A 19,130-nucleotide genomic window follows, 5' to 3' on the forward strand; every position below is an offset into this window, starting at 1 on the left:
TCATAGCAGGGACCGCATTTCCGGACGGTCAACGAAGTCTTAAATCAATGTTCAGACGAGCTTCACGGTTCGCGGAACAATGTGGAGGTGAGGCGAAAAGCGTCATCGCATCTCGACCCACGCCATGTCGACCGCAGCGACCCACTCCTCCGCAGGAGCCAAGATGACCCGACCGGATCCGGAACAGCCGCCGGGGTCTCGTCCTTCCGCGGCTCCGCAGAACGTCGAGTCCGGCGTCTACCTGCGTCAGCTCCATCCGGAACTCGGGCCGGGACAGGGGGCCGACTTCGTCCCCTCCTCGCACTCGGGGATCCAGGAAAGTCCGATCGTTCCGCCACCGCTGGGGCCGCGCGAGGCTGGCGGCGGGGAGTCGCGCGGTTCGGGCCTGTATCAGATGGGTCCGGCGACGCCGATTCCCGCGTCCCGCAAGGTCTACGAGCCGGGGGACTCGGAGATCCACGTCTCGCCGCTGCTTACCACAGCGTCTCCCCCGCGGGGCAAGTCGGGTGGGAAGGACAGCCTGAGCGGCAGCCGGGAGATTCCGCCTCTTCCGCCTCCGCCGGACGATCGGCCTTCGCCGTTCTATGTCATGGCTCTCAAGCTGTACGCCGCTGCTGTCACGGGCCTGCTTCTCTTTCTTTGGCTGCGGAGTGTGCTCATCGACCTGATCGTCGGCAGCGACGGCCGGTAATGATCTGACCGGGTCCAGGGGCACCCTGGTCAGGGGGTGCAGGGGGCAGAATGCCCCTTGCCCGCCGGAGGCCTGGCCGTCGAGAGATATCTGAAGGAGTGAGTGTCCAAACGCGGATAAAGTGTCGTATGCCCCTTCACCAACACACGGGGATTTCAAAGCGAGCGGTGAGTCCTCAACGCTGGGGCGCCAAAGGGGACGTCCGTTGCTTACCACGGTTCCTCATGGAAGTGCCTCCGGCGGCAAGGGGGTGAGACCCCCTTGACCCCGGCTGCCATAGCACGTTGGGCTTGAGCTACGGGAGCCGCGCCGGCAAGGACGCGGCCTGCTGCAGAATCGAACAGCCATTAACGGGACCTACACACTTCTCGACGATCGTTCCTAAGAGACGGTCGCGATGTTTCGCCAAGCTAGCGCCAGGTTCCGGTCTTGACGTTTCTCCGCTCGGTGACGGTCGCCCATGCTGTTCTCACGCCAGTTACCCCTCCCCCAGTTGGCCATCGCCTCCCGCTCCCTCAGCACGATGCTGGAAGCGGGCATCCCCGCCTTCCGCGCCTTTGAGCTGACGGCACAGAACTCCGCCGACGGCCGCCTGCGGCGCTCGATGACCTGCATCGTCGAGGACCTGAAACAGGGGACAGACGTCACCACCGCCATGCGGAACCAGGCTGACGTCTACCCCGAACTGTTCCGGAACATGGTCGAGATCGGCGACCAGACCGGAAAGCTCCCGGAAGTCCTGCGGTCGCTGGCGGACCACTACGACAACAGCCTCCGGCTGAAGCGGGACTTCACGTCGGAGATCATGCTTCCCATCTTCCAGTTCGTCGCCGCCGTGATCATCATCGGCGGCCTGATCTGGATCCTGGGAATGATCGCGGAGCTCAAGGGGGGATCGCCAGGGACCGCCGGCAGCGAGGAACCCGCCGACATCCTCGGCTGGGGACTGCAGGGGACGCCGGGCGCGATCAAGTGGTTCGTCGGCTGGGGAATCCTCATCGGCGGCCTGATCCTCAGCTACCTGCTCCTCCAGAAGTTCTTCCCCGGCCTGCGGCTCCTGCACCGGGTCCTGCTCCAAGTGCCGGTCATCGGACGGTGCATGCAGTCATTCGCCCTCGCCCGCTTCTCCTGGGCGTTCCACCTGACCCAGGAGGCGGGCCTGCCGGTCGACCAGAGCCTCGTCTCGGCACTCAACGCCACCGGCAACGCCCACTTCCAGGCCGCCGCGCCGGCGATGACCGCCGGCCTGATGCGCGGCGAAACGATCACCGAGACCTTCCACAACTCGGGACTGTTTCCCCGCGACTATCTCCAGATGGTCCACGTCGGTGAGACGACCGGAACCGTCCCCGAGATCCTGCACCGGTTGAGCCCGCAGTTCGAGGACCAGGCCCGCCGGAGCCTCAAGCTCCTGGCGACGACCGCCGCCTCGCTGGTCTGGACCGCCGTGGCGGCGTTCATCGTGATCATCGTGTTCCGGATTGCCGCCTGGTACATCGACGTCCTCGAAAAGGCGATGGACAGCGCCTTCGGCGGCTGAGGGGGCGGGCCTCCGCCGGGGAGCGGGGGTCGTCCGAGCGGGCTGGAATTCTCCCAGGTCGTTCCGTCCACCCCGGCATTTCGTCCCCCGTCATCCCGTCTCCCGGTCATCTGTGCTGAGCGATCGCCATGAGTGCTGAAACCACCTTCCCCTTCCTGCGGTCGGACGTGCACCGAACGCACGCGATGGTGGAGCTGGCCCCAACCTTCGGGACGGCCCCCTGGACGGACCTGGAGCGGGCCGCCTCCTCGCTGGTGGCGGAGTCCCACGGGAAGTCCAACGTCCGCTGGGTGGTCGACCTCTCGCCGCTGACCCAGCTCAACAGCTCGGGGATGGCCTTCCTGCTGCGGCTGTGGAAGGACCTGGGGCTGCGCCCCGGCTCGTTCGCTCTCGCCTGCCCCTCCAGCGACGTGCGGGAAACGATCGCGACCGCCGGGATGGGGAAGCACTGGACGATCGGCGAAAGCCGCGAGGCGGTGATGCGGACCCTCGGCCTCCGTATGGAGGAGGCGCGGTCGTCCGGAATGTTCGCCAGTCCCTTCCGCAGCAACGGGAACGGCGCGGCCGCCGGAACCTCCGTCACACCTGCGGTCCCGGGTGCCTCTGTCGGACCGGAGTCGTCCGCGGCCCACGCGACAGAGTCTTCCCCGCTGGCTCGCCGCGAGCCCTCCGCGCTGCGGCATGAGCTGATGCAGATCCTGGAAATCGCGGGGCCGGCCCCGTTCGTCGACCTCCTGTTCGACCGGGCCCTCTCGCTGCACGCGACCGATGTCCACTTCGACCCGCACGAAGACGGGATGCACCTGCGGTTCCGGGTCGACGGACTGATGCACGAGATCGCCATCCTGCCGATGGCGACCGCCGTCCAGGCGATCTCGCGGATCAAGCTGATGGCCCAGATGGACATCACGGAGAAGAGGCTCGCGCAGGACGGCCACATTCCCGACGCCTCCAAGCGGCACCATGCCGACGTCCGGATCGGCACGGGCCCCACGATCCACGGCGAACGGGCGGTCCTGCGGCTCATGCCCGACGCGACGAACTTCGTGGGGCTGGGTGACCTCGGCCTGACGGAAGATCAGCAGCGGCGGCTCGAGAAGTCGGTCACGGCGCCATCGGGGATCATGCTCTTTGTGGGGCCGGTCGGGAGCGGCAAGAGCACCACGACCTACACCTGCCTGGCGATGCTGAACCGGCCGGAGAGGTCGGTCGTCACGATCGAAGACCCGGTCGAGCGGCGGATGCACGGGGTGAACCAGATCCAGACCGACACGCGCATCGAGTTCGGTTTCGCCGCCGCGCTGCGGGGAGTCCTGCGGCAGGACCCGGACGTCATCATGGTCGGCGAGATCCGCGACGCCGAGACCGCCCACATCGCGGTCCGGGCCTCGATGACGGGGGTCCGCGTCCTGAGCACGCTGCATGCGAGCGACACGGCGTCGGCCGTCGACGTCCTGCGGCAGTTCGACATCCCGCCGATGTTCATCGCCGACAGCCTCAACGCGGTCGTCGCGCAGCGGCTGGTCCGGAAGATCTGCGGACTCCAGCGGGAATCGTTCACTCCGGACGCCGGGCTGGGAGCGGTCCTCAAGCTCAGCCCCGAGGCGGTCGGGGCGACTCAGCTCGTGCGGGGGATCCCGGCGGACGTCAACTTCTTTACGGGCTACAACGGACGGACCGGCATCTACGAAGTCATGACGATGGGGCCCGGGATCCGCGATGCGATCCTGGCGAACCAACCGAGCGCGGTCGTGTTCGACCTGTCGCGGCAGCACGGGATGATGACGCTCGAAGAGGCGGCGATTCAGAAGGTGCTGGCGGGGGTCACGACGATCGAAGAGATGCTCCGCGTACTGACGGTCTGACAGACCAAGCGCGGGATTCCGAGTTTCGCAGCTTTGAAGGTTTTGAAACGCAGAGGCACAGAGGCCGCAGAGGTGTGTCCTCGGTGGGGGCGTTGAGACGTCCGAGACATTTCCGTGGCAGAGGAGGGGAGCCACAGATGAACACGGATCAACACAGATAGAGGCCGGGATGCGCGATTCTGGCTGACCATCGAGCCCGGCCGTTCTCCATGCCTTCTTCTCTGCGCTCTCTGTGCGTCTGTGTTTCAAAACCCGAACGCTCAAAGCTCACGACGTCGGAGCTCGTATCCCGTCCATCGGAGGCATTTGCCCGACCTCGCCCGCATAGTGCATCAGTCGCTGCCGATGTATAACCCTCTGCGGTTCCGGAAACGTCCTCCTCCGCGGCGATGGCATTCATGACGAGACTTCTCAAGAGCTCATTCGGACTGGTCCTGGCGATCGGAATGGGAGTGGCGGTCGGCCGCAGCGCCCGGGCCGAGCTGCCTAAGGCGGAGAGCGTGAAAGCCGTCCCGCTGTTCACGGTCCCGAGCTACTGCGAGGGGGTCGTGTTCGACAAGGAGGGGCGGGGCTACGTTTCGTGGGGGAAGTCGATCACCCGCTTCACGGTCGATGGAGAGAACAAAGTCTGGGCCGAGACCGGCGCTCCGAACGGCCACAAGATCCTGGCCGATGGGACGCACCTTGTCTGCGACGCCAGCCAGCACGCCGTGCTCCATCTCTCGGCCGACGGCAAGATGCTGCCGCATGCCTCCAAGGAGTGCGCGGGCAAGCCGCTGCGGGGGCCCAATGACCTGACGCTCGACGCGGCGAACGGCGGGTTCTATTTCACCGATCCGGGCGAGTCCGGCAAGGAGAAGCCGATCGGGACGGTGCACTACGTCGACAAAGCGGGGAAGACGCATCTCGTCGACGACGGCTACGCGTTCTCGAACGGGATTGTCCTGACGCCGGACGGCAAGACGCTGTATGTCGCCGAGAGCCAGTACAACCGGGTCTGGGCTTACGACGTCACCGGTCCCGGTCAGGTGAAGAACAAGCGGCTCCTGGTCGATCTGCCGAAGAAGGACGAGTCGACGGGGCAGATCGACAACCAGCCGGACGGGATGTGTCTGGATCAGGCGGGGAACCTTTACGTGGCGCATTACGGAATGCGGCAGGTGCAGGTCGTGAGTCCTGAAGGCAAGATCGTGGCCCGTTATCCGGGTGGGAACCTGACGACGAGCAACGTGGCCTTTGGCGGGCCGGAGCACAATCAGCTGTTTGTGACTGGCGCGATTGGTGACGAGGCGAACAAGGGGGGCGTGTTCCGGCTCGACCTGGGGGTTTCGGGGCTGAAGATCCTGCCGAAGTAGACGAGGCGCAGGAGGCGTGGTCTGTGCGCGTCCTTGCCGGACGGACTCTCATAGCTCAAACCCAACGTGCCACGGCAGCCAGGGGTCAAGGGGGCCACGCCCCCTTGCCGCCGGAGGCATTCCTGTGAGGAACCGTGGGACACAACGGATGTCCCCTTTGTGGTACCGGCACTTCGAACTCACCGCTCGCTCTGCAATCCCCGCGGGTTGGCGAGGGAGCATCCGGCACGCTGTCCGCGTTTGGATACGATCTCCTTCAGACATCTCTCGACGGCCAGGCCTCCGGCGGGCAAAGGGGCGTTGCCCCTCTGCACTCCCCACCAGGGTGCCCCTGGACCCGGTCAGGGGCCCTGCCTGCGGATGTCGACGCCGACCCGCTGTGACCACTCCGAAAGCAACCGCTCAAACATCGGCCCCGGACGCCCGGAACCGATCGGCCGGCCATCGACCGCCGTCACCGGCATCAGGCAGTACCCCGAACTCGACAGCAACGCCTCCGCCGCGCCCGAGAGATCAGCCTCGGTCAGCGGCGCGGTCCGCGACTCGATCCCCATCGAGCGGGCCATGTCGCGAAGATACGCCTGACTGATCCCCGGCAGCGTGCTTTCAGGGCCAGGCGTCAGCAGCACGTCGTCGCGGACAAGGAACAGATTCCCCGTGCTCGTCTCGGTCAGCCGCCCCGCATGGTCGAGCAAAAGCGCCGAAGCCGACGGATCGATGTCGTGAGCCAGTGCGTCGGCCAGATACCAGTGCAGCCGGCTGCGGTTCTTGATCGCCGGGCTGACGACATCCGCGGGCATCTGCCGGATCTCCGGAATGACAAGCCGCTGTCCCTCCGCGAAGTCCCGGTGCCAGCGATCGAACGGCAGCGGAACGCTGTGGATCGCCAGGGTGGCCCGCGGCCCGAGCCCCAGGCGAGCGGCATCGGCCCCAGTCGGACCCGGGGTCGCGAAAATGACAATCCCGAAATCGAGCTTCAGCGACGTCTCGACGGACTCGCGGAGGACCACCTCCTGAACCGCATCGAGAATCTGCTCCCGCGTCTCCGGAGTTCCGATGCGCGTCGCCGCCAGGGAACGTTCAAGGCGGTCGAGGTGCTCCTCCAGGAGGAACGGCTGGTGGTGGAACGTCCGCAGACGCTCGGTGACCGTCGCCCCCTGCAGGAATCCACGGTCCCAGACCGGGAGGCGAAGCTCTTCGAGCGGAAGGAATTCGCCGTTGAAATAGGCTGTCGACATGGCCGGAGGAGCATATCAAGTTCGGCGCCCGATGGTCCGTTCGGGAAACAGGGCCGGCGGCGGGCCGGGCGGACGCCGGCGCCGTCAGGGCGGCGCAATTTCTCCCGTCGGAACCCCGCGGGACACCTCCGGAGGACAGAAGGCTTTCTCTGTTCCTTTGTTAAGGCGGTGCGCCGTAGAATCGATGACCCAGGATTTCCTCCGCACCAAGCTGCGCCATGAGAACGCTCGCCGTCTGCATATTCGCCGGAATCGTCAGCAGTCTCGTCACCCTGTGGATGCTCAACGGAGCTCCCATGGGGCAGTCGGACGCCCAGGTTCCGCCGTTCTCCTCCCGTGCCAAGGGGAACGAGGAGAAGCCGTTTCAGGCGGCCCGCGCCAACGCCTTCAACGCCGAGGGGCTCACGCCGGACGAGCTGATCAACGTCACGGTCTACGAGCAGTGCAACAAGAGCGTCGTCAACATCTCGACGACCGCCCGCTCAGGGCGTCTGTTCAGCGTCACCGAGCAGGGGAACGGCTCGGGAGCGGTCATCAGCCGCGACGGGCACATCCTGACGAACTTCCACGTCATCAGCGGGGCGTCCCAGATCACGGTGAACCTCCAGAGCGGGGAGTCCTACGGGGCCAAAGTCATCGGCAAGGACCCGCTGAACGACATCGCCGTCATCCAGATCGACGCTCCCGAGGAGGAGCTGTTCCCCGTCGAACTCGGCGATTCCGAGACGCTCAAGGTCGGGATGCGGGTCTTCGCCCTCGGCAACCCGTTCGGCCTCGACCGGACGATGAGCTGCGGGGTCATTTCGAGCCTGAATCGCACACTCGAGATCCACGAGAACTGGGTCATCAAGTCGATCATCCAGATCGACGCCGCCATCAACCCCGGCAACTCCGGAGGACCGCTGCTCGATTCGCACGGCCGGCTGATCGGGATCAACACCGCTATTGCCAGCCGGGTCGGGGAGAGCGCCGGGATCGGGTTCGCGATCCCGGTGAACCTGATCCGCCGCGTCGTTCCGGAGCTCCTCAAGTACGGGCGGGTCGTGCGGGGTGAGATCGGGATCACGCACGTCAGCCAGATCGAGCAGGGGCTGCGGATCCGCCGTCTGAGCCCGAAGGGACCCGGCGAGCGGGCGGGGCTGCGAGGTCCCAAGCTGGTCCGCCGCGGCCCGTTCATGCTGGAGGATATCGGTGCGGCGGACGTGATCATCAAGGTCGACGGGGAGAAGATCGAGACCCCGGCGGACTTCCTGGGCCGGATCGAGTCCAAGAAACCGGGCCAGAAGGTGGTCGTGACTGTCCTTCGCGAGGAGCAGGAAGTCGACGTCACGGTGCTGCTGGGAGGCGAGGAGATGCCGGCCAGCGCGGAAGTGGATCTCTGAGCTCGGCTCGAACCGCCTCCCCGCCGGCACGGCGTCCGCTCGCTCAAACCCAACGTGCCAAGGCAGCCAGGGGTCAAGGGGGCCACGCCCCCTTGCCGCCGGAGGCACTCCTGTGAGGAACCGTGGTGCACAACGGACGTCCCCTTTGTGGGGCCAGCGTTGAGGACTCCCTCACATCACACCGCTCGCTTTGCGATCCCCGCGGGTTGGTGAGGGGACATCCGGCACGCTGTCCGCGTTTGGACACGATCTCCTTCAGACATCTCTCGACGGCCAGGCCTCCGGCGGGCAAAGGGGCGTTGCCCCTCTGCACTCCCCACCAGGGTGCCCCTGGACCCCGGTAGGCCGATGGCGAGTCACACTAAACATTTGAACAGAACTCTTCGTCAGACATCCCCAGGCACGCCCGGCGAGATCAACATTTGCTGATCCGAGATAGACATTCAGGTCGACAGTTTGCATGATGGATCGGTCCGCCGTTCGTCCCTCCCACTCTCCGGCCCACCTGCTCCTTCGGGGATGCGTCCATGCTCATTCGCGTTCCAGGCCTGCCCGGCAAAGATCTGTGTGATTCCCACCTCGGCGTGACCCGTCGCGACGTCCTCCGCGTCGGCGGATCGACCATGATGGGGCTGTCCCTGGGAGCGATGCTGCAGGCCAAGGCCCAGGCGGCCGAGACCATCGGCGGCGCGGGCTGGGGCAAAGCCAAGAGCGTCGTCCTGTGCTATCTCCAGGGGGGACCGAGCCACCTCGACCTCTGGGATCCCAAGACGGACGTTCCCGACAACGTGAAGTCGGTCTTCAAGCCGATCGATACCAAGCTCCCCGGCGTGCAGGTCACGGAACTCCTGCCGAAGATCGCCGGGATCCTCGATAAGACGACGCTCATCCGCTCGATGAGCTATACCCCGAACGGGCTTTTCAACCACACCGCCGCCATCTACCAGATGATGACCGGCTACACGACCGACAAGGTCAGCCCCTCTGGCCAGCTCGAGCCCCCCTCGCCCAAGGACTTCCCGAACTTCGGCTCGAACATCATCCGGCTCCTGCCCCCCAAGGTGCCGATGCTCCCGTTCGTCATGCTTCCCCGCCCGCTGCAGGAGAGCAACGTCGTCGGCAAGGGGGGGACCGCCGGGTTCCTCGGCAAGGCGTATGACCCCTATACGCTCTATCCGGCCGGCGACGACATGGACATGGCGAAGATGACCCGCATCCGGGTCGAAGACCTCGAAATGCGGGCGGACGTCTACGGCCAGCGGCTCGAGCGGCGGGCCAAGCTCCGCGACGTGATCAACGACGGGATGCCGGAGATCGACCGCGCGGTCCAGCACCTCAACCTGAATGAATACTACGACCAGGCTCTCTCGCTGATCGCCTCGGGCCGGGCCCGCGACGCCTTCGCGCTCGATCAGGAGAGCAAGGAGACCCGCGACCGTTACGGCCGCAACACGTTCGGCCAGAGCTGCCTCCTGGCCCGCCGGCTGGTCGAAGCGGGGACCCGGGTCGTCGAAGTCGTGTGGCCGAAGGTCGCCAACAGCGACAACCACTCGTGGGACGTCCACACCGGCCTGTCGAAGCGGATGAAAGACCAGTCCGCTCCAATGCTGGACCAGGGGCTGTCGACGCTCATCAGCGACCTCGACGAGCGGGGGCTTCTGAGCGAGACGCTCGTGATCGCCGTGGGTGAGTTCGGCCGCAGCCCGCAGCGGGGTGTCAGCACTTCGGGGAACGGAAACAGTGATGACGGCCGCGATCACTGGCCGTACTGCTACACCGCCCTTGCGGCGGGGGCTGGTCTCCGGCGGGGATATGTCCACGGGAAGAGCGACGCGACGGGTTCGGCTCCGCTGGCTGATCCGGTCCATCCGATGCAGTTGCTGGCGACGATCTACCACTCGGTGGGGATCAACCCGCAGACGATCGTTTACAACCATTTGAACCAGCCTCGCGAGCTGGTGAAGGCGGATGCGGTCAACGCGTTCTTCGCCTGATCGGCAGGTACGTCCTCGCCGGCACGGCTCCCATAGCTCAATCCCAACGTGCCACGGCAGTCTGGGGTCAAGGGGGTCTCACCCCCTTGCCGCCGGAGGCACTTCAGTGAGGAACCGTTGTAAGCAACGGACGACCGCTTTGTGAAAGCGGCGTTAAGGGCTCACCGCCCGTTTTGTAATCCCCGCGGGTTGGGGAGGGGGCATACGGCACAGTGTCCGCGCCTGGACACGGCGCGCTTCAGACAGTGTCCGACGAGACGGCCTCCGGCGGGCAAGAGGGCTTCGCCCCCTTGCATCCCCCACCAGGGTGCCCCTGGACCCGGTGGGAATGTGAAAGCGTTTTGGGCGCGGTGGACAGGCGGGGCTTTGTCCCCAAAAATTTGCCATGCCCCGCCCTGATCCCATGGCCGCCCTCTACGACCCCCGCCGCGGCGGCGCAGCATTCGAGATCGAACGGCTCAAATCAGGAGCCCGGCCCTTCGAGCCGCCCCGCACGAACGCGTTCTCCGTCTACTGGATCGAAGAGGGAACCGGAACGGTCCGCGCCGATACCGGAACCCACCGGTTCGCCGGCCGCTCCCTCCTCTGCTTCGTCCCCTACCAGCAACTGTGCCTCGAACCGGCGCGGCCGCTACGGGGAGACCTCCTCCGGTTCCACGCGAACTTCCTCTGCGTCGAAACGTTCCACGCCGAATCCGGCTGCAGCGGCGCGCTGTTCAACGACCCCTACGGCGAGCCCTCGGTCCCCCTGACCCACCCCGAGGCCGACGAGGTGCGGGAACTGATCGGCCGTCTGCATCGGGAGCAGGAAGAGCGGCGGCTCGGCTACGACGAGGTCCAGCTCGCGGCCATGAAGATCCTGCTCGTCCTGGCGACCCGGGCCAAGGCGGTCGTCAGCAACGGTGCGGCGACAAACAGCGCCGAATACCGCCACCCCGTCCTCAACAACCTCCGCGAGCTCATTGAAGAGCGGTTCCGGGAGTGGCACGCCCCGGCCGACTACGCGGACCAGCTCCACATGACGGCCAAGACCCTCGGACGGGTCGTCAAGGAGCACCTGGGCCGTTCGCTCACGGACCTCATCCGCGGCCGGATCCTGACGCACGCCAAGTGGCAGCTCCTGCACACGCTCCGGCCCGTCAAGGAGATCGCCGCCGAGGTCGGCTTCGTGGACGAGCTCTACTTCAGCCGGATGTTCAAGAAAGCGGTCGGCCTCTCCCCCCGCCAGTTCCGGGAGTTCGAAACCGAGATCCGCGGCGGAAGCAATCTGTCCATGTCTTCGTCCCGAAGGTCCATTCCGGGCCACGTGTGACCGTCTGATGATGGGCCCGTCGCCTTTTTGGCGAGAATACCCAGCGGGACCGCCCGTGGCGCGTCCCCGGAATCGACGGAGTCTCGGACATGTCTCTCACCGCTCTTCTGGAACGGGCCGCCCGGCTCGACCGCTTCGGCATGACGGTCACGCGGATCGGCCTCATCGTCGTCCTCTTGTGGATCGGGGGGCTCAAAGTCACCCCCTATGAGGCGGACGGCATTGTCCCGTTCGTCGCCAACAGCCCCTTCATGAGCTTCCTGCTGAAGGACCCAGGCCACTACAAGTCGCACATGAACCCCGAGGGGGCGCTTGTCAGCGCGAACCGCCAGTGGCACCAGGCCAACGGCACCTACACGTTCGCCATCGGCCTGGGGTCGGTCATCGTCCTCTACGGCGTGATGCTCTCCCTGCATCCCTGGTGGCCCGAGGTCGCGGCGCTCGGCAGCTTTCTCGTCTTCACGATGTCGCTGGTGACGCTTTCGTTCCTGGTGACGACCCCCGAGTCCTGGGTGCCGGCCCTCGGCGATGTCCATCACGGCTTTCCCTACCTCAGCGGGCGGGGACGGCTCGTCATCAAGGATGCGATCATGATGGGGGCGGCCCTCGTCACGATGGCGGACTCGGCGAAGGCCGCTCTACGGAAGAGAGCCGCGTCCGTGGAGAACGCGGCCTGATCGCCCGGCTGTCCCCGTTGAGTATCGCAAAAGGAAAGAGGACCGGCAGTCGACTGCCGGTCCTCTTTGTTCGTCCTCGTTCGATCTGCTACTTCCGCACGTCGTAGCACAGGATCTTGTCCCCTTCGCGGAGGTACATCTTGCCGTCGAGGATCACCGGATGGGCCCAGCTCGGACGGTCGCCGCTGCCGGGGACCTGGAAGCTGCCGACCTCCTGAAACTTCTCGGGATCCGCCTTCACGAGCGTCATCATCCCGTCCTGGTAGCGGATGTAGATGTGGCCGTCCGCCGCCGCCACGCAGGCGGAATTGCGGCCCGAGCCGCGTCCCTTCCAGACCACGTTGCCGGTCATCAGCTCGGCACAGAACGGCAGTCCCTTGTCGTCCGAATCGCCGTACAGGTGGTCCCCCACCAGCACGACGCCGCCATGCTTGTTCGCCAGGTCCGGCTTGACCGGATAGATCGCGTCAACCTTGATCGCGTCCTCCTCGCCGGCGACCTGCCGGAGCAGCGCCCCGCCGCGGCCGTACCCGGCGGTGAAGAAGACGAGGTCTCCCCGCACGATCGGGGTCGGGATGACCGAGGTGGTCTTCTCGATGTCGTAGGTCCAGAGCAGCTTGCCGTCCTGAGCCCGGACACCCATCGCGCCGCTGCCGGTCGTGGTCACGTAGACCTTGGTCCCGCCGACATCGGAGATCACGATCGACGCGTGCCCCGCGCCGCGGTCGCCGGCCCGGGAGGTGGTCCAGATCAGTTCGCCCGTCGCCTTGCTCAGCGCGACCATCGTGTTCTTTTCGCCGCCGGGGGTGCAGACCAGGCGGTCGCCGTCGACCAGGACCGACTCGCTGTAGCCCCAGATGTCCGCCTTGCTGCCGCCGAAGTCCCCCTTGAGGTCCTTGGTCCACAGCTCCTTGCCGTCCGCCGTCGCGCAGCAGATGAGTTTTCCCGTCGGGGTGATGACATAGACCTGCTCGCCATCGACCGTCGGCGTGCTGCGGGAGCTCTGCCAGGTCGGCTTCCCTTCGTTCCAGGGGGCGCCGGTCTTAGTTTTCCAGAGCGGCTTGCCGTCCTCGAGATTGAAGCACATCAGGTATTCGTCGGCGTCCGGCGCCGTCGAGGATCCGTCGCCGAGCGTGTAGAGCTTGCCGTCGGCGATGGCGGTGCTGGCGTAGCCCCGGCCGGCGCCGTCGACCTGCCACAGAAGTTTCGGGCCGTCCTTGGGCCATTCCGTCAGCAGCCCGGTGTCGGGAGCGACCGCGGTCCGGGCCGGGCCGCGGAATGTCGGCCATGAATCGGAGGGGCTGGCTGCCCAGACGAGTCCCGGCACTCCTGCTCCCACCACCGCCGCCCAAACCCATCCCCGAACACGACCGATCATGACGTTTGACTCCTGACACCGGCGGCAACCCGCGCGGCTGCCGAAGAAACAGCATAGCCCGATGCGTTCGATTGTTCGACCGCCGCAGATCGTCAGAACATCAATCCGCGTGCGATCTAGCGGCGAAAAACGTGAAGAAGATATGAAGCCGCCGCTGCTCCAGAGGGGTGAGGGAGGTGGTCCGGATGTTCGGTAAACCCAAGGGAAACTGGATGTTCAAGGGTTGGAGGGGGGGCTATGCTCCCCTCCCGAAATTTTTGTGATTTGAGGCCGTCATGAAAATCAAGTTCCCCTTCCCGCTGCCGCAGTTTCCGATCGCGGAGATGCTCCTGATTACGGGGGTCTTCTTCTTCGTGATCGTGGGGGACGTGATGTTCGATATTGTCGGGATTGTTCTCTACAAGCATCCGGCCGACTGGAACAGTGTGCTCCGCGTGATCAATCATCCGCTGGCGCCGCGATAGGGAATGCGAGCTGCCCATAGACCGGGTCCAGGGGAGACCCTGGTGGGGGATGCAAGGGGGCCACGCCCCCTTGCCCGCCGGAGGCTTGTCTCGTCGAGAGATGTCTGAAGGAGTGAGTATCTAAGCGCGGACCCCGTGTCGTATGCCCCCTCACCAACCCGCGGGGATTCCGATGCGAGCGTGGAGTCCTCAACGCTGGTACCACAAAGGGGACGTCCGTTGTGTCCAACGGTTCCTCACGGAAGTGCCTCCGGCGGCAAGGGGGTGAAACCCCCTTGACCCCAGGCTGCCGTCGCACGTTGGGTTTGAGCTATGGGCACTGTGCCGGCGAGCACGGTGCCCGAACAACCGCCCGCTAAGGGTTGGCGCAGTACGGACAGTCCCGGCGATAAATGATCCGGTGGCACCGCTGGCACTCCCGCGGCCCGTACAGCAGCGGAGGCTCAAGCTTGAACTGCTGGTAGACGAGGTACACGAACACGAGCGCGATCACCCCCACCGTCGGGGCAATGCTGCCGTGGCCGTAAACGTAGATGAACCCCACCAGCGCCAGGCAGCACAGGGAGTAGATCAGGATCACCCAGTACTTGTTGCGATGAAACGCGGTGTTCATCAGCTGGGTATTGACCGCCTCGGCCACAAAGGACTCGAGCAGGTCCAGCTTCTCCGCGTTGACCACCGCCACATTGGGGGCCTTCGCCGCCTCCAGCAGCCGGCGGACGCTATCCAGCGTGCGGTAGGCGTCGTCAAAGTCGAACGGCTGCTGGTGCGCCCAGCGGTTGCGATACTCCCGAAGCTCGCTGACAAGGCTCCGCTCGGCATGCCCCAGGTCGTGCCGGAAGATCGAGTTCCACTGGTCCCACATCACGGTCAGGAGCGCGTGGGCGTCCCAGTCGATCGACTTTCCGTCCTCCGAAACGCGGGAGCGGTCGTCGCGGAAGCTGGACGAAACGATCGACACCCACCGGTCGCGGTGAATGGTCTTGATCTTCTTCTCGACGTAGTCCTTCATCCCCTCTGAGAGGGCGCTCAGGGCAATGCCGACCCGTTCGTTGTTTGTTGCCACAAATTCACCTGACCGGCCGCTCCGCCGGCTCTGTTCCAACCGTCACGATGGCCCAACCTTCGGACGTCCTGAAAAGCATAACACCCGTCCGGCGCCGGGACATCGCGATCCCTTCGGACCGCGACCTCGACCGGAGCCGAGCGGGGGATTCTGCCGGAGCGATTTCCGCGGCCGCCCCATTCCAGTCGCCCGTCGCCCATCAAATCGATGGCTGACGACTGAAAACGGACAACTCCCTAGGACTTCCCCACGTCGTAGCACATCAGCTTGTTCTGCTCGCGGAGGTACAGCTTCCCGTCGACGACGACCGGGTGCGACCAGCTCTCCTTCTCCTGGAAAACCGGCGTGAAGGTGCCGAGAAGCTTGTAGCCTGCCGGCGTGGCGTCGATCAGGGCCATCAGCCCGTTCTGGTAGCGGAAAATCAGCTTGCCATCGACGGCGGTCACGGCGGCGGACCCGTCGGCCCCCTGCGGCGGACGCATCTTGCCCCCCCACACAACTTCGCCCGACTTGAGCTCCACGCAGATCGGGAACCCCTTGTTGTGGGCGTGACCGGCGTAAATGTGGTCGCCGATCAGGATCATCCCGCCGTGGTGGTTCTGGAACGTGTCGGCGTTGAGGAAGTACTTCTCCTCAGCCCGCACTCCGTCGCCATCCTTGATGAGCTGGAGCAGGACCGACCCGGTCCCGTAGCCGGTCGAGGCGAAGACCGAGTCGCCGGAGACGACCGGCGTCGGGATGTTGGCGACGCCGTTCGCCACGCGGTTGTAACCCCACAGGTACTGGCCGTCGCTGGCCCGCACCCCGATCACGCCCCGGCCGACGAGCTGGACGTACTGCTTCACGCCTACGGCATTCGAAATCACGATCGAGGAGTAGCCGGCCCCGTCCTTGCCCCCTTCGCCGATGTTCGGCATGGAGGTCTTCCAGATGTCGCCGCCGGTCTTCTTGTCGAGACAGACGATCATGGCGTCCGGCCCGCCGGGGGTGCACAGGACGCGGTCGCCGTCAACGAGCGGCGATTCCGAGAAGCCCCAGCCGGACATCATCTTTCCGCCGAAGTCCGAGAACTTGCGGGTCCAGTTGATCTCGCCGTTCTTCACGTCGACGCAGGTGATGGCGCCGTCGGAGCTGACGGCGTACGCCTGATCGCCGTCGATCGTCGGCGTGCAGCGGGCCCCTTCATAGCCGTGCTTGGGGGACTTCTCGGTGAGCGGGGTCGACCAGGCGATCTTCTTCGACGGGAGGTCGACGCAGATCAGGGACTGCCCCGCCTCGGTGTTGCCGGTCGTATAGAGCCGGTCGCCGACGACCGCCACGCTGGCGTAGCCCCCGCCCATCCCGTCAAGCTCCCACAGGAGCTTGGGAGGGGAGGCTTCCCAGTCGCTGCGCATCCCCTGCTCCTTGGAGATGCCGTCGCGAGCCGGGCCCCGCCACTGCGGCCAGTCGGCGGCCTGGGCGGCGGCGACTGCCAGACTTGCACACAGGACCACTCGACTGCACACCGCCAACGTCCGACGCATGCTTCCTCCCGGGACGGATAACCGACGTCTGCCGGGACGGATGGAAGTCCGGGCAGAACCTCGCCGATACGCCGTCGCGAAGCCAATCGGCCGGCAAGGTGTCCGGAGTGTAAACCCGCCCGATCACGCGGCCAATCCCCGGCGCAGCGGAATCGTCCACCGCCGAGGCGGAACGCCTCTCGGAGAAAATCGGGAGAAAGCGAGACCGGAAGGCGTCGTCGGAAACTGGACTCGAGGCGACGAGGGGCCCACGGGGCATCGCCGACCCCCTTCGTATCGCGACGGTCTCGCCCGAATCCCTCCGCCGAAGTTCGTCTCCCCGAGTCGTGGGGATGCCCGGGTCGTCAGCGCGCTATCCCTGGGCCAGGGGCGCCTTCTTTTCCTTGATGTTCGGGCACTGCTTCGCCATTTCGGCGTTGAGTTCCTTGTAGTCCGCCCACTGCTCGGGGAGGGCGTCCTCGGCGAAGATGGCGGTCACGGGGCATTCCGGCCGGCAGGCATCGCAGTCGATGCACTCGTCCGGGTGGATGAACAGCATCTGCTCACCCTCGTAGAAGCACTCCTTCGGACAGACGACGACACAATCCGTGTACCGGCATGCGAAGCACGGTTCCGCAACGACGTACGTCATAAAAGCCCCTCAGAGAAGATGACCACAACGAGAAGCGCCCTCGCCCGCGTTTTACGCCTCCCCGCGCGCGGATGTCAAGAAGCCGGCAGCGAATCGTAAGGTTCGAAGAGGCACGGCCCATCCGGCGGCGTGAATGCCTCCGATTGATCCGTTACGGCGATCCGGAACTTTGTTCTCGCCTTCACCGATCAGGCGGTTCGGCCCTGCGACAACACGCCCGCTCGAAAGCCTCCTCCATCCCGTCGGCCCGACGATCCTGGAAAGACGATCTGTACTCCACCGGCCCGCCCGCCGTTCAGCCCCGGGCCTTCTTCTTCGGCGTCTGCTTCACGAGGTCGAAGTTGATAGTGTTCGGAGACTCGGTCACGGTCGCGGTCAGCCCGGAGTTTTCGAGGTCTCCGTAGATCTCCGGAATCAGCGCAATTGAGGCTGCGTTCCCATTCGCAGCGTCTTCCGGAAGGCCCACTCCGCCCGTCGGCTGCGAATACGCGGTGATCATCACTTTGAAGCTTCCTAGCACGGCACCATCGTCATCCGTGAATGTTCCCAACTCGTAGGACCCATCATCGCGAATGTTACCCTGCGCGGACGGGCCCCCGCCGGTGGGGACGAAGAGAAGAGAGCCCGATGGGAGGGGCTTTCCTTCGAATGTCACCACCCCCTTGACCTCCGCGGTCTTCGGACGATTGCTGTTGCCCCCACAGCCCGCCAGTCCCCCAAAGGCAACCAGAGATAATACAAACAGACACGAGCGACGAAGGATCACGTATCGAATTCCCATGTTGAGTGCCGTAGGTCGCCGAAGTCCTATTCGATTCGCAGGGTCTCAAGGTCGACCGATCGCGAAGATCACTTCAGGCAGACCTCATTCTCGATTACGCCACGGAGCCAGTTGGCCACAGCCGATAGGTCGACCGAGACACTTGATGATTCCTGTTCCAACCAACGCGTCTCCCGAACCCTGCTTCCACAAGGACTGCATTCTGGTCGGACACGTGGTTTCGACAGAGCAACCTAAAAATCACCCACACGTTCGGCCTTTGCGCGAGTTCCCAGTGATTTCAGCAGGTTTAGATCCATGTGCTCGGCGAGGAACCGTACGGCACCATCCGACATGAGGAAGTTCGCGCCGCCGTCGTGGTAACTGCTGTAGGGGGTCATGTTCTCTGCGAACGAACCTCGAAAGTTGATCGGGAGCTGGATGTTTTTCGAATCGATGATCAACCGCTGAGTGGACGGCGCGGCATACCAGTAGATGCCCCATGTCCAGGGATGGATTCCTCCCCAGCCTGTCTTAGTGCCGCTTGCCCACCCCTGGGAAGAAGACGACTCACCAAGCAGGATTGTGTTGGACGAACCATCCTTGATGTCATCGATCCGGGTGTTGCTGTGCGGATACATGACCCCTGAGTTTGCCCATTGCCAGGTGGCACCGTCGGTCGGATTCGTAACATCTTCGTAGCGGCCCGCGCACGCGCGGTAGTGCAGAGCTCCCTGTCCGACAATCCAAGACAAAGTAGCGTTAACGATGTCGGGGCTGCGATTTCCAAGGAGTGATGCTGGGCAGGCCAGCGTGGGGACTGGGCCCCAAACCGGATCGCGACCGAAATGCGGGGCAGCGTCGAAGCGCCAAGGGCCGAGTTCCGTGATCGGATTCGGCGACATCCGCACCATTTTCTCGTAGCGGTTTCCCTCGTCCATGAACGGAAACAGCTTGGGAGCCCATCCCATGTTATACCCCCCACCACCGCTGTTGCTCGGGTGGCTGCCGTGGGGGAGCTGTCCGTAGGTCTCGTGATAGTTGTGGAAGGCGATGCCGAGCTGCTTGAGGTTGTTCCGGCACTGGGACGCCCGGGCCGCTTCGCGGGCCTGCTGAACCGCCGGCAAAAGAATCGCCACCAGAACGGCGATGATGGCGATGACGACGAGCAACTCGATCAGAGTGAACCCGCGCTTGGTGGCGCGGGTGGAAGCGAACGTCATTTCAGTTCCAGGTGGGCGATTGAGGCGGGAC

16 protein-coding genes are annotated in these 19,130 nt (G+C 65.1%); 9 read left to right on the forward strand and 7 right to left on the reverse strand.

What is annotated here, in order from left to right; genetic code table 11:
* Nucleotides 1-163 precede the first annotated feature (163 nt).
* From VT03_RS11890 to VT03_RS11910, 4 genes are all read left to right on the forward strand, one after another.
* Nucleotides 164-691: a hypothetical protein gene (locus tag VT03_RS11890; protein ID WP_156514440.1), complete on the forward strand. Its 528-nt coding sequence runs from the start codon at nt 164-166 to the stop codon at nt 689-691.
* Between the two features lie 460 nt (nt 692-1,151).
* Complete coding sequence (locus tag VT03_RS11895; RefSeq protein WP_075093182.1) at nt 1,152-2,231, forward strand: type II secretion system F family protein; 1,080 nt, start codon at nt 1,152-1,154, stop codon at nt 2,229-2,231.
* Nucleotides 2,232-2,359: 128 nt separating this feature from the next.
* A complete protein-coding gene (locus VT03_RS11905; RefSeq protein WP_082846146.1) occupies nt 2,360-4,096 on the forward strand; it encodes an ATPase, T2SS/T4P/T4SS family in 1,737 nt (578 codons plus the stop codon).
* A 398-nt stretch (nt 4,097-4,494) separates the two neighbouring features.
* Nucleotides 4,495-5,451 carry an SMP-30/gluconolactonase/LRE family protein gene (locus VT03_RS11910; RefSeq protein WP_197489310.1) on the forward strand — a complete coding sequence of 319 codons (957 nt, stop codon included), beginning with the start codon at nt 4,495-4,497 and terminating at the stop codon, nt 5,449-5,451.
* A gap of 341 nt (nt 5,452-5,792) precedes the next feature.
* On the opposite strand, the gene VT03_RS11915 is transcribed toward VT03_RS11910, so the two are convergent.
* On the reverse strand, nt 5,793-6,689 hold the full coding sequence (locus VT03_RS11915; RefSeq protein WP_075093184.1) for an aminotransferase class IV: 897 nt from the start codon (nt 6,687-6,689) through the stop codon (nt 5,793-5,795).
* 218 nt (nt 6,690-6,907) lie between these two features.
* Between VT03_RS11915 and VT03_RS11920 the strand changes: the two genes are divergently transcribed.
* The 4 genes from VT03_RS11920 to VT03_RS11935 all read left to right on the forward strand — a co-directional run bounded on the left by VT03_RS11920 (nt 6,908) and on the right by VT03_RS11935 (nt 12,054).
* Nucleotides 6,908-8,071 (forward strand): S1C family serine protease, encoded by a 1,164-nt coding sequence (locus VT03_RS11920; RefSeq protein ID WP_075093185.1) that lies wholly within the window; start codon nt 6,908-6,910, stop codon nt 8,069-8,071.
* Nucleotides 8,072-8,598: 527 nt separating this feature from the next.
* Nucleotides 8,599-10,065, forward strand: coding sequence for a DUF1501 domain-containing protein (locus VT03_RS11925; protein ID WP_075093186.1), 1,467 nt, complete (start codon nt 8,599-8,601; stop codon nt 10,063-10,065).
* A gap of 385 nt (nt 10,066-10,450) precedes the next feature.
* Entirely contained in the window at nt 10,451-11,377 is a 927-nt protein-coding gene (locus VT03_RS11930) for a helix-turn-helix domain-containing protein (protein ID WP_075093187.1), read from the forward strand.
* A gap of 89 nt (nt 11,378-11,466) precedes the next feature.
* Nucleotides 11,467-12,054 (forward strand): DUF417 family protein, encoded by a 588-nt coding sequence (locus VT03_RS11935; protein ID WP_075093188.1) that lies wholly within the window; start codon nt 11,467-11,469, stop codon nt 12,052-12,054.
* A gap of 88 nt (nt 12,055-12,142) precedes the next feature.
* On the opposite strand, the gene VT03_RS11940 is transcribed toward VT03_RS11935, so the two are convergent.
* On the reverse strand, nt 12,143-13,432 hold the full coding sequence (locus tag VT03_RS11940; protein WP_082846147.1) for a PQQ-binding-like beta-propeller repeat protein: 1,290 nt from the start codon (nt 13,430-13,432) through the stop codon (nt 12,143-12,145).
* Between the two features lie 275 nt (nt 13,433-13,707).
* Here VT03_RS11940 and VT03_RS11945 point away from each other — a divergent pair, with 275 nt between their 5' ends.
* Entirely contained in the window at nt 13,708-13,896 is a 189-nt protein-coding gene (locus tag VT03_RS11945; RefSeq protein ID WP_075093189.1) for a hypothetical protein, read from the forward strand.
* A gap of 355 nt (nt 13,897-14,251) precedes the next feature.
* Here VT03_RS11945 and VT03_RS11950 read toward each other — a convergent pair whose 3' ends face one another.
* From VT03_RS11950 to VT03_RS11970, 5 genes are all read right to left on the reverse strand, one after another.
* Nucleotides 14,252-14,962, reverse strand: coding sequence for a Swt1 family HEPN domain-containing protein (locus tag VT03_RS11950; RefSeq protein ID WP_075093190.1), 711 nt, complete (start codon nt 14,960-14,962; stop codon nt 14,252-14,254).
* A 236-nt stretch (nt 14,963-15,198) separates the two neighbouring features.
* A complete protein-coding gene (locus tag VT03_RS11955; protein WP_075093191.1) occupies nt 15,199-16,485 on the reverse strand; it encodes a PQQ-binding-like beta-propeller repeat protein in 1,287 nt (428 codons plus the stop codon).
* Nucleotides 16,486-16,837: 352 nt separating this feature from the next.
* Complete coding sequence (locus VT03_RS11960) at nt 16,838-17,116, reverse strand: ferredoxin family protein (protein WP_075093192.1); 279 nt, start codon at nt 17,114-17,116, stop codon at nt 16,838-16,840.
* A gap of 295 nt (nt 17,117-17,411) precedes the next feature.
* On the reverse strand, nt 17,412-17,615 hold the full coding sequence (locus tag VT03_RS34180; protein WP_197489311.1) for a hypothetical protein: 204 nt from the start codon (nt 17,613-17,615) through the stop codon (nt 17,412-17,414).
* A gap of 515 nt (nt 17,616-18,130) precedes the next feature.
* On the reverse strand, nt 18,131-19,099 hold the full coding sequence (locus VT03_RS11970; RefSeq protein WP_075093193.1) for a DUF1559 domain-containing protein: 969 nt from the start codon (nt 19,097-19,099) through the stop codon (nt 18,131-18,133).
* Between the last annotated feature and the right edge of the window lie 31 nt (nt 19,100-19,130).

The organism is Planctomyces sp. SH-PL14, assembly GCF_001610835.1.
Lineage (GTDB): Bacteria > Planctomycetota > Planctomycetia > Planctomycetales > Planctomycetaceae > Planctomyces_A.

What these genes read in the sequence shown, in the direction of transcription:
- VT03_RS11970 (WP_075093193.1), bottom strand. Translation starts at nt 19,099, where the DNA reads ATGACGTTCGCTTCCACCCGCGCCACCAAGCGCGGGTTCACTCTGATC.
- VT03_RS11910 (WP_197489310.1), top strand. Translation starts at nt 4,495, where the DNA reads ATGACGAGACTTCTCAAGAGCTCATTCGGACTGGTCCTGGCGATCGGA.
- VT03_RS11925 (WP_075093186.1), top strand. Translation starts at nt 8,599, where the DNA reads ATGCTCATTCGCGTTCCAGGCCTGCCCGGCAAAGATCTGTGTGATTCC.
- VT03_RS11960 (WP_075093192.1), bottom strand. Translation starts at nt 17,116, where the DNA reads ATGACGTACGTCGTTGCGGAACCGTGCTTCGCATGCCGGTACACGGAT.
- VT03_RS11940 (WP_082846147.1), bottom strand. Translation starts at nt 13,432, where the DNA reads ATGATCGGTCGTGTTCGGGGATGGGTTTGGGCGGCGGTGGTGGGAGCA.
- VT03_RS34180 (WP_197489311.1), bottom strand. Translation starts at nt 17,615, where the DNA reads ATGATCACCGCGTATTCGCAGCCGACGGGCGGAGTGGGCCTTCCGGAA.
- VT03_RS11905 (WP_082846146.1), top strand. Translation starts at nt 2,360, where the DNA reads ATGAGTGCTGAAACCACCTTCCCCTTCCTGCGGTCGGACGTGCACCGA.
- VT03_RS11920 (WP_075093185.1), top strand. Translation starts at nt 6,908, where the DNA reads ATGAGAACGCTCGCCGTCTGCATATTCGCCGGAATCGTCAGCAGTCTC.
- VT03_RS11945 (WP_075093189.1), top strand. Translation starts at nt 13,708, where the DNA reads ATGAAAATCAAGTTCCCCTTCCCGCTGCCGCAGTTTCCGATCGCGGAG.
- VT03_RS11890 (WP_156514440.1), top strand. Translation starts at nt 164, where the DNA reads ATGACCCGACCGGATCCGGAACAGCCGCCGGGGTCTCGTCCTTCCGCG.
- VT03_RS11930 (WP_075093187.1), top strand. Translation starts at nt 10,451, where the DNA reads ATGCCCCGCCCTGATCCCATGGCCGCCCTCTACGACCCCCGCCGCGGC.
- VT03_RS11895 (WP_075093182.1), top strand. Translation starts at nt 1,152, where the DNA reads ATGCTGTTCTCACGCCAGTTACCCCTCCCCCAGTTGGCCATCGCCTCC.
- VT03_RS11955 (WP_075093191.1), bottom strand. Translation starts at nt 16,485, where the DNA reads ATGCGTCGGACGTTGGCGGTGTGCAGTCGAGTGGTCCTGTGTGCAAGT.
- VT03_RS11935 (WP_075093188.1), top strand. Translation starts at nt 11,467, where the DNA reads ATGTCTCTCACCGCTCTTCTGGAACGGGCCGCCCGGCTCGACCGCTTC.
- VT03_RS11915 (WP_075093184.1), bottom strand. Translation starts at nt 6,689, where the DNA reads ATGTCGACAGCCTATTTCAACGGCGAATTCCTTCCGCTCGAAGAGCTT.